Origin of the sequence: Pseudomonas tritici, assembly GCF_014268275.3 — a bacterium.
GTDB classification, from domain to species: domain Bacteria; phylum Pseudomonadota; class Gammaproteobacteria; order Pseudomonadales; family Pseudomonadaceae; genus Aquipseudomonas; species Aquipseudomonas tritici.
Genome location: NZ_CP077084.1, coordinates 1,684,829 through 1,698,575, shown reverse-complemented (window position 1 = coordinate 1,698,575; position 13,747 = coordinate 1,684,829). Strand labels below are relative to the sequence as shown.

Below are 13,747 nucleotides of genomic sequence, written 5' to 3'. Positions count from 1 at the left end.
GAAGGAAATCTTTTGACCGACCGCAAGGGTGGAACAACGGGGCAGGCTTGCAGGCGACATGGCTCAGGCCCGTAGGCCTGAGCGTAAAGCGTGGGAAAGTCTACCGGAGAAATGGCGCTTACGCGGTCTCTACCGTCGGAAAACTCTTGACCAGTTCGTCCAACTGCTTGAGCTGGGCCAGGAATGGCTCCAGTTTGTCCAGGCGCAGGGCGCACGGACCGTCGCATTTGGCGTTGTCCGGGTCCGGGTGGGCTTCGAGGAACAGCCCCGCCAAAGACTGGCTGATACCGGCCTTGGCCAGGTCCAGCACCTGGGCACGCCGCCCGCCCGCGGAATCGGCGCGACCACCGGGCATTTGCAGCGCGTGGGTCACGTCGAAGAACACCGGGTATTCGAACTGTTTCATGATGCCGAAACCGAGCATGTCCACCACGAGGTTGTTATAGCCGAAGCTCGAACCGCGCTCGCAGAGGATCAACTGGTCGTTACCCGCTTCCACGCACTTGTTCAGGATGTGTTTCATCTCCTGGGGCGCGAGGAACTGGGCTTTCTTGATATTGATCACAGCGCCGGTCTTGGCCATCGCGACAACCAGGTCGGTCTGGCGCGACAGGAAGGCCGGCAACTGGATGATGTCGCACACCTCGGCGACCACGGCAGCCTGTTCAGGCTCGTGGACGTCGGTGATGATCGGCACGCCGAAGGCTTGCTTGATGTCCTGGAAGATCCGCATGCCTTCTTCAAGGCCCGGGCCGCGATAGGAGGTCACGGACGAACGGTTGGCCTTGTCGAAGCTGGCCTTGAACACGTAAGGGATACCCAGTTTCTGGGTCACCTTCACGTACGCTTCACAGACCTGCATCGCCATGTCGCGGCTTTCCAGCACGTTCATGCCGCCAAACAGCACCATGGGCTTGTCGTTGGCAATCTCGATGTCGCCTACGCGAATGATCTTCTGGGCCATCAGGGTTACGCCTTCTTCTGATGTTGCGTCAGTGCTGCTTTAACGAAACCGCTGAACAACGGGTGACCGTCGCGCGGCGTCGAGGTGAACTCAGGGTGGAACTGGCACGCCACGAACCATGGATGATCCGGTGCCTCGACCACTTCAACCAGCGCGCCATCACCGGAGCGACCGGAGATTTTCAGGCCGGCCTCTTTGATTTGCGGCAGCAGGTTGTTGTTCACTTCGTAGCGGTGACGGTGACGCTCGACGATCACATCCTTGCCGTAGCAATCGTGGACCAGCGAACCCGGCTCCAGCAGGCAGTCCTGCGCGCCAAGGCGCATGGTGCCGCCAAGGTCGGAGGCTTCGGTACGGGTCTCGACGGCACCAGTGGCATCTTCCCACTCGGTGATCAGGCCCACGACCGGGTGACCGCTCTTGCCGTCGAACTCGGTGGAGTTGGCGTCTTTCCAGCCCAGCACGTTACGGGCGAACTCGATAACGGCCACTTGCATGCCCAGGCAGATACCCAAGTACGGAACCTTGTTCTCGCGAGCGTATTGCACGGCCGTGATCTTGCCTTCCACGCCACGCAGGCCGAAACCGCCCGGTACGAGGATCGCGTCGACACCTTCGAGCAGCGCAGTGCCCTGGTTCTCGATGTCTTCGGAATCGATGTAGCGCAGGTTGACCTTGGTACGGTTGCTGATGCCGGCGTGACTCATCGCTTCGATCAGCGACTTGTACGCGTCCAGCAGCTCCATGTACTTGCCGACCATGGCGATGGTGACTTCGTGCTCAGGGTTGAGCTTGGCGTCGACCACGGCTTCCCACTCGGACAGGTCCGCGCCGTTGCATTGCAGGCCGAAACGCTCGACCACAAAATCGTCCAGGCCTTGCGAGTGCAGGATGCCCGGGATCTTGTAGATGGTGTCGGCGTCTTCCAGCGCGATCACCGCACGTTCTTCAACGTTGGTGAATTGCGCGATCTTGCGACGCGAGGAAATGTCGATCGGGTGATCGGAGCGGCACACCAGCACATCCGGCTGCAGGCCGATGGAACGCAGTTCCTTGACCGAGTGCTGGGTAGGCTTGGTTTTGGTTTCGCCGGCGGTGGCGATGTACGGCACCAGGGTCAGGTGCATCAGCATCGCACGCTTGGCGCCGACTTCGAAACGCAGCTGGCGGATGGCTTCGAGGAACGGTTGGGACTCGATGTCACCGACGGTGCCACCAATCTCGACCATCGCCACGTCGGCATCGCCTGCACCCTTGATGATGCGGCGCTTGATTTCGTCGGTGATGTGCGGGATCACCTGGATGGTTGCACCCAGGTAGTCACCACGGCGCTCCTTGCGCAGCACGTGTTCGTAGACACGGCCGGTGGTGAAGTTGTTGTTCTGGGTCATGGTCGTGCGGATGAACCGCTCGTAGTGGCCCAGGTCCAGGTCGGTCTCGGCGCCGTCGTGAGTGACGAACACTTCACCGTGCTGGAACGGGCTCATGGTGCCCGGGTCGACGTTGATGTACGGGTCCAGCTTGAGCATGGTGACCTTAAGTCCCCGCGCCTCCAGGATGGCCGCCAATGAAGCGGAGGCAATGCCTTTCCCCAATGAAGAAACAACACCGCCCGTGACGAATATGTAGCGCGTCATGAAAAACCCTAGAAGTCTGCGTTAAAGCGGTCCGAGCCGCCGGGGAGAGCGAAGAGAGGCCGAAGCCCCCGATCACCTGCATTAATCACAGTGCACCTTTCAAAAAAACCGCCGCGTGATGACAGACCGGCACTGAAACACCAGTACGTTGATCGCTACACATTTTTTGGAATCGCCCAGCAAAGACTGCTTGGTAATCGGCAACTGCTGCGATTCAGGCGAATCCACAGAAGTTGTATCAAGAAGGGAGCGTAGTCTACCGGAAAGGCGCTATCAGCTCAAACCTTGATCGCAGGTCTGTGGCATCCAATCTAATTGCCAGTCGCCCGGCCCTGTGTTCCACAGTCCCGCCAGGCTAGGCACCCCCAGCAATTGCTCACCCTGATACAGCAGCGGCAATCTGCCACGGACGAAGCTCGGAAGCCCACTTTCATTAAGCAGGCGCTTCAGGTCCCGCCGCCCGCGACGTGGCACGTCGATGATTTCGCCGCCATGACGGTAGCGAACCTCCAGCGGACCTTCAGGCGCCTTGCCAGTGAGTTTCAGCCGGCCATTGCCGGGTAACTCTAGTGGATTTTGCGGATCGGGCCAGCTCAGCGATGCGTCGGAAAAATCCGACCATGTGGAGGGCAGCCACCACAGGCGTTCGCCGCTACGGTGCAACTCACCGTCGGCCAGGCACCATAGGGGCTGTGCGTCGCCTTTGGCATCACGCAGGGCATGCCAACTGGCCCAGTGGTCGCTGTCGGGTAGACGGGTCAGTGGGGCCAGCCAATGGCGCAGGGCGTTACGCTGGCGTGCGTCAGAAAGTTCGCGCAGCGGCGCGAGAGCCAAGGACGGCAGGTGCAGCCAGGGAAAAGGTGCAGGCTGGTCGGCCGCTCGCAGGTCCATTTGCGCCAATTCATCGAGCAGGCCCTGGGCTTCACTCAGGTGCTCGGCAGTGCGGGCAAGGCTCGTGACAGCTTGAGGCCAGCGCTCCGTGAGCGTTGGGAACACGTGATGGCGCAGGTAATTGCGTGAGAACCTTGGGTCGGCGTTGGACGGGTCTTCGATCCACGTGAGCTGATGCTCGTGGGCGTAGGCTTCCAACTCCCCCTTCGCTACATCCAATAAAGGCCGAACCAGATAACCAGCCGCCAACGGGCGCTGTGCAGGCATTGCCGACAGCCCGCGCACGCCTGCGCCACGCAACAGGCGGAATAACAGGGTTTCGGCCTGATCATCGCGATGCTGGCCTGTCAGCAGCACCTCCCCTGCTCCGATCACCTCGGTGAACGCCTGGTAACGCGCGTCACGGGCAGCCCGCTCAAGACTGGCGCCGGGTTGTACCTGCACGCGCATGACGCGCAGGGGGATGCCCAAGCTGTCGCATATCGACTGGCAATGGCTTGGCCAGGCGTCGGCGGCGGCTTGCAGGCCATGGTGGACATGGATTGCGCCGAGGGGTGGGAGCGTTTCGGTTTCTGGCAGGGAGGCCAGGAGATGGAGCAGGACGGTGGAATCCAGTCCGCCAGAGAAAGCGATATGCCAGGCCGGGGCATTTTGCCACGGACTCAGGGCTTGCAGCAGTTTGGCGGTCAGCGTTCGTTTCATCACACATTGTCGCCGCATACTTGGAACACGATAGACCAGCATACACAAAGCAAATGTGGGAGCGGGCTTGCTCGCGAAAGCGTGGTGTCAGTCACTGAATATATTGACTGATTCACCGCTTTCGCGAGCAAGCCCGCTCCCACACTAGTACAGCATTGTCTGCCAGATCAGTATTTGATCAGAGACCGTAGCTCATCAAACGCTCATAACGACGGGCCAACAGCGTTTCGTTATCCAGCTTCTTGAGCATCGCCAGTTGCGAACCCAGCTCGGCACGAATAGTCGCGGCAGCAGCCGCCGGATCACGGTGGGCGCCGCCCAATGGCTCGGCAATCACTTTGTCGACAATGCCCAGGCCCTTGAGGCGATCAGCAGTGATACCCATCGCTTCAGCGGCGTCCGGCGCTTTTTCGGCGGTTTTCCACAGAATCGAAGCGCAACCTTCCGGCGAGATCACCGCGTAGGTCGAGTATTGCAGCATGTTCAGCTGATCGCACACGCCAATGGCCAGTGCACCACCGGACCCACCTTCACCAATCACGGTAGCGATGATCGGGGTTTTCAGGCGCGACATGACGCGCAGGTTCCAGGCGATTGCTTCGCTCTGGTTGCGCTCTTCAGCGTCGATACCCGGGTAGGCGCCCGGCGTGTCGATGAAGGTCAGGATCGGCATCTTGAAGCGCTCGGCCATTTCCATCAGGCGGCACGCCTTGCGGTAGCCTTCCGGACGCGGCATGCCGAAGTTGCGGCGCACTTTCTCGCGCACTTCACGGCCTTTCTGGTGACCGATCACCATCACCGGCTGGTCGTCCAGGCGAGCGATACCGCCCACGATGGCCGCGTCGTCGGAGAAGTGGCGATCGCCGTGCAGCTCGTCGAACTCAGTGAAGATGTGCTGAATGTAGTCCAGGGTGTACGGACGGCGCGGGTGGCGGGCCAGGCGGGCGATCTGCCAACTGGTCAACTTGCCGAAGATGTCTTCGGTGAGCGTACTGCTCTTGTCTTGCAGGCGAGCGATTTCATCGCCGATATTCAGCGAATTGTCATTGCCGACCAGGCGCAGCTCTTCGATCTTGGCTTGCAGGTCAGCGATCGGCTGTTCGAAATCAAGAAAATTCGGGTTCATAAGCGTCCGTCTTGGGTCGACGGCCAAGGAGTGCCTGGCCAGCCGGTTGTCTATTCGCGCCCTACCTTAAGGGAGAGGCGCGTCTAGGTCGAGATTAAATGTTTCGCCGAGATCAGGCTAAGTATTACTGCCTGACCGTCAACGGTATTGGAGAAAGACGTTGTCACGGCCGAACTGGTCACGCAATGCTTGAATCAAGCCATCAGCAGGATCAATTCGCCAGGTCTCGCCAAACTGCAACATGGCCTTGGCGTCATTGCCGGTGTACTCCATGGTCACCGGGCACGCGCCACGGTGGCGTTTGAGCAGGTCGCCCAACCAGCGTAGCTGATCGCCCTTGAGCGCTTCGGTTTTCACCTTCAAGCGCAGGCTCTCGGCCAAATTGGTGCGCGCATCTTCCATGCTCATCACACGCTTGATCCGCAGCCGCAGGCCGCCGGAGAAGTCGTCGTTGCTGACCTCCCCTTCCACCACCACCATGGCGTCAGTCTGCAGCAGCGACTGCGCGGAGTGGAACGCATCGGCAAACAGTGAGGCTTCGATGCGGCCCGAGCGGTCGTCGAGGGTGATAAAGCCCATCTTGTCGCCCTTTTTATTTTTCATCACCCGCAGGGCGATGATCATGCCGGCGACGGTCTGCGTATCCCGCGCCGGTTTCAGGTCGATGATGCGCTGGCGGGCGAACCGCCGGATTTCACCTTCGTATTCATCAATCGGGTGACCGGTCAGGTACAGGCCCAAGGTGTCTTTCTCACCCTTGAGGCGCTCCTTCAGGGTCAGCTCCTTGGCCTTGCGATGGTTGGCGTACACATCCGCGTCTTCTTCGACGAACAATCCGCCAAACAGGTCGGCGTGGCCACTGTCGTGGGTGCGCGCGGTCTGTTCGGCAGCCTTGATCGCCTCTTCCATCGCGGTGAGCAACACGGCGCGGTTACGGTCGATATTTGCCTGGTAAGCCTTCGGCTCATCATGGAAATACGGACCGAGACGGTCGAGCGCACCACTGCGGATCAAGCCATCGAGGGTTCGCTTGTTGATGCGCTTGAGGTCAACCCGTGCGCAGAAGTCGAACAGGTCCTTGAAAGGGCCGTCCTGGCGCGCTTCGGTGATGGCTTCCACCGGACCTTCGCCCACGCCTTTGATCGCGCCCAGGCCATAAATGATGCGGCCTTCGTCGTTTACCGTGAACTTGAACTCCGAGGCGTTCACGTCCGGTGCGTCGAGGCGCAGTTTCATGGTGCGCACTTCCTCGATCAAGGTCACGACCTTGTCGGTGTTGTGCATATCCGCCGAAAGTACCGCAGCCATGAACGGCGCCGGGTAGTGAGCCTTCAGCCAGGCGGTCTGGTACGACACCAGGCCGTAGGCGGCGGAGTGGGATTTGTTGAAGCCGTAACCGGCGAATTTCTCTACCAGGTCGAAAATATTACCGGCCAGGTCGGCGTCAATATTGTTGGTGGCGCAACCTTCAATGAAACCGCCGCGCTGCTTGGCCATTTCCTCGGGTTTTTTCTTACCCATGGCGCGGCGCAACATGTCCGCACCACCGAGGGTGTAACCGGCCATCACCTGGGCGATCTGCATCACCTGTTCCTGATACAGGATGATGCCGTAGGTCGGCGCCAATACCGGCTTGAGGCCTTCGTATTGGTAGTCGGAGTGCGGGTACGCCAGCTCGGCGCGGCCGTGCTTACGGTTGATGAAGTCGTCCACCATGCCCGATTGCAGCGGGCCGGGACGGAACAGCGCCACCAGTGCGATCAAGTCTTCCAGGCAGTCGGGCTTGAGCTTTTTGATCAGCTCTTTCATGCCGCGCGACTCAAGCTGGAACACCGCCGTGGTTTCGGCCTTTTGCAGCAACTGATAGGTCGGCTTGTCGTCCAGCGGGATAAACGCAATATCCAGCGGCTCTTCGTCGACCTTGGCGCGCTCGCGGTTGATGGTCTTCAGCGCCCAGTCGATGATCGTCAGCGTGCGCAGGCCGAGGAAGTCGAACTTCACCAGGCCGGCCGCCTCCACGTCGTCCTTGTCGAACTGGGTGACCAGGCCGCCGCCTTCTTCATCGCAATAGATCGGCGAAAAGTCGGTGAGCTTTGTAGGCGCGATAACCACACCACCGGCGTGTTTACCGACGTTACGCACCACGCCTTCGAGCTTGCGCGCCATGTCCCAGATTTCGGCGGCTTCTTCATCGATTTTGATGAAGTCACGCAGGATCTCTTCCTGATCGTAGGCCTTTTCCAGGGTCATGCCGACTTCAAACGGAATCATCTTCGACAGGCGATCAGCCAGGCCGTAGGACTTGCCCTGCACCCGCGCAACGTCGCGGATTACCGCTTTCGCGGCCATGGAACCGAAGGTGATGATCTGGCTTACCGCGTTACGGCCGTATTTCTCAGCCACGTATTCAATGACGCGGTCGCGCCCGTCCATGCAGAAGTCGACGTCGAAGTCGGGCATGGAAACCCGTTCCGGGTTCAGGAACCGTTCGAACAGCAGGTCATATTCCAGCGGGTCGAGATCGGTAATCTTCTGTACGTAAGCAACCAGCGAGCCAGCACCCGACCCCCGGCCCGGGCCTACCGGCACGCCGTTGCTTTTGGCCCACTGGATAAAGTCCATTACGATCAGGAAGTAACCGGGGAACCCCATCTGGATGATGATATCCAGTTCGAAATTCAGCCGGTCGACATAGACCTGGCGCTTGGCGTCGTAATCCTCAGTGGTGTCCTTGGGCAACAGCACGCTGAGGCGCTCTTCCAAGCCGTCGAACGACACCTTGCGGAAGTACTCATCGATGGTCATGCCATCGGGAATCGGGAAGTTGGGCAGGAAGTGCTTGCCCAGCTTCACTTCAATGTTACAACGCTTGGCAATTTCGACAGAGTTTTCCAGGGCCTCGGGCAGGTCGCTGAACAGCTCGGCCATCTCGTCGGCACTTTTGAGGTATTGCTCCTCGCTGTAGTTCTTCGAGCGACGCGGGTCATCCAGGGCCCGGCCTTCGCCGATGCACACGCGGGTTTCGTGGGCTTCGAAATCTTCTTTCTTGATAAAGCGCACATCGTTGGTCGCGACCAGCGGCGCGCCCAGCTTGTCGGCCAGGGCCACGGCGGCGTGCAGGTGCTCTTCGTCGTTGGGGCGGTTGGTGCGCTGGACTTCCAGGTAGAAACGGTCGGGGAAAACCTGCATCCACTCGCGGGCCAGCCCTTCAGCCTCTTGAGGATTGCCGCCGAGTAGCGCAAGACCGATCTCACCCTCTTTAGCGGCGGACAGCATGATCAGCCCTTCGCTGGCCTCGGCGACCCACTCGCGCTCGATGATGATCGAGCCGTTGCGCTGGCCGTCGATAAAGCCACGGGAAATCAGTTCGGTGAGGTTGCGATAACCCACGCCGTTCATCGCCAGCAGACTGATACGGCTAAGGGCGTTATCCGGATCTTTGTTGGACAACCACAGGTCGGCGCCGCAAATCGGCTTGATGCCGGCGCCCATGGCGTTTTTATAGAATTTGACCAGGGAACACATGTTGTTCTGATCGGTAACCGCCACGGCAGGCATGTTCATGCCCACCAGGGTTTTGACCAGCGGTTTGATCCGTACCAGGCCGTCAACCAGGGAGTATTCAGTGTGCAGGCGCAGGTGAACGAATGAAGCCGGCATAGTGATCCTGTCTTAAACGTAGAAACAACAAGGCCCGGGATTGTACCGGGCCTTGGCAAAAACATCAGCCTCGCGACTACACCTCGCTGAGACTCTCGCGCAGCTCATAAGCCTGGCGTACGGGGGCGAACGAGCGGCGGTGGATCGGCGTCGGGCCGAGGCGAGCCAGGGCTTCCAGATGAACGGGCGTCGGGTAGCCTTTATGGCCGCCGATCCCGTAGCCGGGGTAGATCAATTCGAAAGCAGCCATTTCACGATCGCGGCTGACCTTAGCCAGGATTGAAGCTGCCGCAATCGCAGGCACCTTGCTATCGCCCTTCACCACCGCTTCCGCCGGCATGGCCAATTTTGGGCAGCGGTTGCCGTCGATCATGGCCATTTTTGGCGTGATGTGCAGGCCTTCTACTGCACGCTGCATGGCAAGCATGGTGGCGTGGAGGATGTTCAACGCGTCGATTTCCTCGACTTCGGCCCGAGCAATATGCCAGCTGAGGGCCTTCTCAATAATCTCGTCGTAGAGCTTTTCGCGCCGCGCTTCGGTGAGTTTTTTCGAGTCGTTGAGGCCGAGAATCGGGCGGCTCGGGTCGAGAATCACCGCCGCCGTGACGACAGCGCCGCACAAAGGCCCGCGCCCGACTTCGTCAACACCGGCCACCAGTTCGTGGGCTTCGGCAACCAGGCTGAAATCCAGGCCCATTTGCTTGATCATAAAGTTTCCTGTTTCTTGCCGATCAAGGTCAACACGGCGTCCGCCGCCTGGTTCGAGGCATCACGGCGCAAGGTGCGGTGAATGTCGTCAAAACCGCGAGTCTGCTCTTCGCCGCCGTCGATCAAGGGTAGTAGAGTTTGCGCCAAGGCCTCAGGCGTTGCATCGTCCTGCAACAACTCCGGCACCAACAGGCGCTGGGCCAGCAGGTTGGGCAGGGAGATGTAAGGGCTTTTGACCATGCGCTTGAGAATCCAGAAGGTCAGCGGCGCCAGGCGATAGGCCACGACCATCGGACGCTTGTACAGCAAGGCCTCCAGGGTGGCCGTACCCGAGGCGATCAGCACCGCATCACAGGCCGCCAGGGCCAGGTGCGATTGGCCGTCGAGCAAGGTCACCGGCAGGTTCCGACCGGCCAACAGGGTTTCGATCTGCGCACGACGCTGCGGGCTCGCGCAGGGCAGCACGAAACGTACGCCTGGCTTCAACGCTTGCAGGCGCTCGGCAGCATCGAAGAACACCGCAGCCAGGCGGCCGACTTCGCCGCCACGGCTGCCCGGCATCAACGCCACCAGCGGACCGTCAGGCAAGCCCAACTCGGCACGCGCGGCTGCGCGGTCAGCCTGCAAAGGGATGGTGTCGGCCAGGGTGTGCCCGACAAACCGCACCGGCACGCCCTTTTCTTCGTAGAACCTGGCTTCGAACGGTAGCAGGGTCAGCATCAAGTCACAGCCTTCGCGGATCTTCAATACGCGCTTCTGGCGCCATGCCCACACGGAGGGGCTGACGTAGTGCACGGTCTTGATCCCGGCCTGACGCAACTTGAGTTCGATATTAAGGGTGAAGTCCGGTGCGTCGACCCCGATGAAAACATCGGGCTTCTCTTCGATCAGGGTCTGGATCAGCAGCTTGCGGCGAGCCAACAGCTCACGCAGACGGCCCAGCACTTCCACCAACCCCATGACCGATAGCCGCTCCATGGGGAAGTAGGACGTGAGCCCTTCGGCCTGCATCAGCGGGCCGCCGACCCCAATAAATTCCACCGCAGGGTGCTGGGCCTTGAGGGCCCGCATAAGACCTGCGCCTAGAATGTCACCGGAAGCTTCTCCGGCCACCAGCGCAATACGCAGATTAGCCATGATCAGCGGGTGATGCCGCGAGTCGACGCCTGGATCGAGTCACGGAACACCGCGACTTCCGGGAACAACGCCGACGGCTCGGCCAATTGGGTCAACGCCTGGTCCACCGTAAGCCCCTGGCGATAAACCACCTTGTAGGCACGGCGCAGGGCGTGGATGGCCTCTTCGCTGAAACCACGACGGCGCATGCCTTCGAAGTTCATGCTGCGGGCTTCGGCCGGGTTACCGAATACTGTGACGAACGCCGGAACATCCTTGCCGATGGCGGTACCCATGCCGGAAAAGCTGTGGGCGCCGATATGGCAGTACTGATGCACCAGGGTGAATCCGGAGAGGATCGCCCAATCGTCGACGTGCACATGGCCGGCCAACGCGGTGTTGTTGACCAGAATGCAGTGGTTGCCGATGACGCTGTCGTGGCCGATGTGCGCGTAGGCCATGACTAGGTTGTGATCACCCAGCGTGGTCTCGGCCCGATCTTGCACGGTGCCACGGTGAATGGTCACGCCTTCACGAATGATGTTGTGATCACCGATTACCAGGCGTGTTTCTTCACCCTTGTACTTCATGTCCGGGGTGTCTTCGCCTACCGAGGAAAACTGGTAGATACGATTGTGTTTGCCAATACGGGTCGGACCTTTAAGGATCACGTGCGGCCCGATGACAGTTCCCTCGCCGATTTCCACACCTGCGCCGATGATCGACCAGGGGCCGACCTCAACGTCGGCGGCCAGTACGGCCGACGGATCGATGATTGCGCGAGGGTCAATCAAACTCATAGTTTGCGTTCCGCACAGATGATTTCGGCGGAGCACACAGGCTTGCCGTCCACCGAAGCCTGGCATTCGAACTTCCAGATCTGGCGTTTGCAGCTGATGAACTTGGCTTCCAGGATCAACTGGTCACCCGGGGTGACCGGGTTGCGGAAACGCAACTTATCGGAGCCCACGAAATAGTAGAGCGTGCCGTCGGCAGGCTTGAGGTCGAGCATTTTGAAGCCAAGGATACCGGCAGCCTGGGCCATCGCTTCGATGATCAACACGCCCGGCATGATTGGATGCGCGGGAAAGTGACCGTTGAAGAACGGTTCGTTGATGCTGACATTCTTGTAGGCACGAATGCGCTTTTCCTCGACGTTGAGGTCCACTACGCGGTCCACCAGCAGGAACGGGTAACGGTGAGGCAGGTATTCGCGAATCTCGTTGATGTCCATCATTTCGGGGGGAAGCCTGTAATAAAGATTGGGGGCGGGCGAACTAAAAGCACGCCCCGCTAGCAAATCAAGGAGGCAGTCTAGCGGCTGTGCACACTTGATATGGAAATGGTATCAGCCTTCTGATGAAGCATTACCGCCAGGGGTCACGTCCCCAACACGCTTTTCCAGCTGTTTGAGACGTCGAGCCATGTCGTCGAGCTGCCTCAACCGTGCTGCGCTCTTGCGCCATTCAGCTGCAGGCTGCATGGCGGTACCGGATGAGTAGGCCCCTGGCTCGGTAATCGAGTGGGTAACCATGGTCATGCCGGTGATGAAGACGTTGTCGCAAATATCGATATGCCCCACCAGCCCTACGCCACCGGCGAGCATGCAATGCTTGCCGATCCTGGTGCTGCCGGAAATACCCACACACGCCGCCATGGCGGTGTGATCACCAATCTGCACGTTGTGGGCGATCTGAATCTGGTTGTCGAGCTTCACGCCGTTGCCGATCACGGTATCGGCCAAGGCCCCGCGATCAACAGCCGTGTTGACGCCAATTTCCACGTCGTCGCCGATCAATACGCCGCCGACCTGGGCAATCTTGTTCCAGATGCCCTTGGCGTTGGCGAAGCCGAAGCCTTCCCCCCCGATCACCGCACCCGATTGGATGACCACACGCTCACCGATACGCACATCGTGGTACAGGGTTACGCGCGGTGCGAGCCAACCGTCAGCGCCAATCTCGCAGCGCGCACCGATAAAGCAATGAGCACCAACGGTCACACCTGCCGCAATGCGCGCACCGCTCTCGATCACCGCAAAGGCGCCAATGCTGGCCGCAGGATCAACCTGGGCATCATCGGCGATGACCGCAGACGGATGAATACCGGCTGCGGCCTTGGGTTTCGGATCGAACAGGTGCGACACCCGGGCATAAGCCAGGTACGGGTCGGCCACCACCAGCGAATCCCCGGCAAACCCTTCGGCGTCAGCAGCTTTCAGCAACACGGCGGCGGCTTGGCTGTCGACCAGGTATTTACGGTATTGAGGGTTTGCGAGGAAGCTCAACTGAGCTGGGCCAGCCTCCTGCAAGGTGGCTAGCCCAGTGATTTCTTTCTCCGGGGAGCCATTTAAGGTGGCCCCCAGGAACTCGGCCAACTCGCCGAGCTTGATAGTCGCGGTCATGGCTTACTTCAGCTGGTTCATGCGCTCGATCACCTGGCGGGTGATGTCGTATTGAGGCTTGACGTCGATAACCGCGCCACGCTCGAACACCAGGTCAAAGGCACCTTTCTTGATGACTTCTTCCACGGCGCTGTCGAGTTTCGGCTTCAGCTGTTTAAGCATTTCACGGTCAGCAACCGCTTTGGCTTCGTTCAGCTCTTTGGACTGGAACTGGTAGTCACGGGCCTTTTGCTTGAATTCAAGCTCCAGACGCTCGCGCTCGCCTTGCTGCATCTTGTCGCCACCGGCTACCAGACGATCCTGGATGCCCTTGGCGCTGCTTTCCAGCGTCTTGAGTTTGGTCAGTTGCGGACCGAATTTTTTCTCGGCATCCACGGCATAACGCTTGGCCGCATCGGATTCCAGCAGGGCCATCTGATAGTTCAGCACGGCAATTTTCATTTCGGCAAAGGCCGGGGTCGCTACCAGCACGGTTGCCAGCAGAACCAATTGAGTCAACTTACGCACGATGCACTCCTACAGAATCCGTTGTCGTTATC

Annotated in this window: 11 protein-coding genes; all 11 read right to left on the bottom strand. The window is 59.9% G+C overall.

Annotated elements, in window-relative coordinates:
- Window positions 1–118: 118 nt before the first annotated feature.
- Entirely contained in the window at window positions 119–964 is an 846-nt protein-coding gene (kdsA, locus tag HU722_RS07505) for a 3-deoxy-8-phosphooctulonate synthase (protein ID WP_065880070.1), read from the bottom strand.
- A gap of 5 nt (window positions 965–969) precedes the next feature.
- Window positions 970–2,601, bottom strand: a complete 1,632-nt coding sequence (pyrG, locus tag HU722_RS07500; protein WP_065880071.1) for a CTP synthase — start codon at window positions 2,599–2,601, stop codon at window positions 970–972.
- A gap of 273 nt (window positions 2,602–2,874) precedes the next feature.
- Window positions 2,875–4,194 (bottom strand): tRNA lysidine(34) synthetase TilS, encoded by a 1,320-nt coding sequence (gene tilS, locus HU722_RS07495; protein WP_065880072.1) that lies wholly within the window; start codon window positions 4,192–4,194, stop codon window positions 2,875–2,877.
- Window positions 4,195–4,372: 178 nt separating this feature from the next.
- The gene (locus HU722_RS07490; RefSeq protein ID WP_065880073.1) at window positions 4,373–5,320 is read right to left on the bottom strand and encodes an acetyl-CoA carboxylase carboxyltransferase subunit alpha; all 948 of its coding nucleotides are present in this window, start codon (window positions 5,318–5,320) and stop codon (window positions 4,373–4,375) included.
- A 138-nt stretch (window positions 5,321–5,458) separates the two neighbouring features.
- Window positions 5,459–8,980, bottom strand: coding sequence for a DNA polymerase III subunit alpha (dnaE, locus tag HU722_RS07485; RefSeq protein ID WP_065880074.1), 3,522 nt, complete (start codon window positions 8,978–8,980; stop codon window positions 5,459–5,461).
- Window positions 8,981–9,056: 76 nt separating this feature from the next.
- Window positions 9,057–9,689 carry a ribonuclease HII gene (gene rnhB / locus HU722_RS07480; protein ID WP_065872438.1) on the bottom strand — a complete coding sequence of 211 codons (633 nt, stop codon included), beginning with the start codon at window positions 9,687–9,689 and terminating at the stop codon, window positions 9,057–9,059.
- On the bottom strand, window positions 9,686–10,825 hold the full coding sequence (gene lpxB / locus HU722_RS07475; protein WP_065880075.1) for a lipid-A-disaccharide synthase: 1,140 nt from the start codon (window positions 10,823–10,825) through the stop codon (window positions 9,686–9,688). The genes rnhB and lpxB overlap by 4 nt, the downstream gene beginning before the upstream one ends.
- 2 nt (window positions 10,826–10,827) lie before the next feature.
- Window positions 10,828–11,604 carry an acyl-ACP--UDP-N-acetylglucosamine O-acyltransferase gene (lpxA, locus tag HU722_RS07470; RefSeq protein WP_065872440.1) on the bottom strand — a complete coding sequence of 259 codons (777 nt, stop codon included), beginning with the start codon at window positions 11,602–11,604 and terminating at the stop codon, window positions 10,828–10,830.
- Window positions 11,601–12,041 (bottom strand): 3-hydroxyacyl-ACP dehydratase FabZ, encoded by a 441-nt coding sequence (gene fabZ / locus HU722_RS07465; protein ID WP_003172281.1) that lies wholly within the window; start codon window positions 12,039–12,041, stop codon window positions 11,601–11,603. The genes lpxA and fabZ overlap by 4 nt, the downstream gene beginning before the upstream one ends.
- A 111-nt stretch (window positions 12,042–12,152) precedes the next feature.
- Complete coding sequence (gene lpxD, locus HU722_RS07460; RefSeq protein ID WP_065872441.1) at window positions 12,153–13,208, bottom strand: UDP-3-O-(3-hydroxymyristoyl)glucosamine N-acyltransferase; 1,056 nt, start codon at window positions 13,206–13,208, stop codon at window positions 12,153–12,155.
- A gap of 3 nt (window positions 13,209–13,211) precedes the next feature.
- The gene (locus HU722_RS07455; protein ID WP_033902788.1) at window positions 13,212–13,715 is read right to left on the bottom strand and encodes an OmpH/Skp family outer membrane protein; all 504 of its coding nucleotides are present in this window, start codon (window positions 13,713–13,715) and stop codon (window positions 13,212–13,214) included.
- Between the last annotated feature and the right edge of the window lie 32 nt (window positions 13,716–13,747).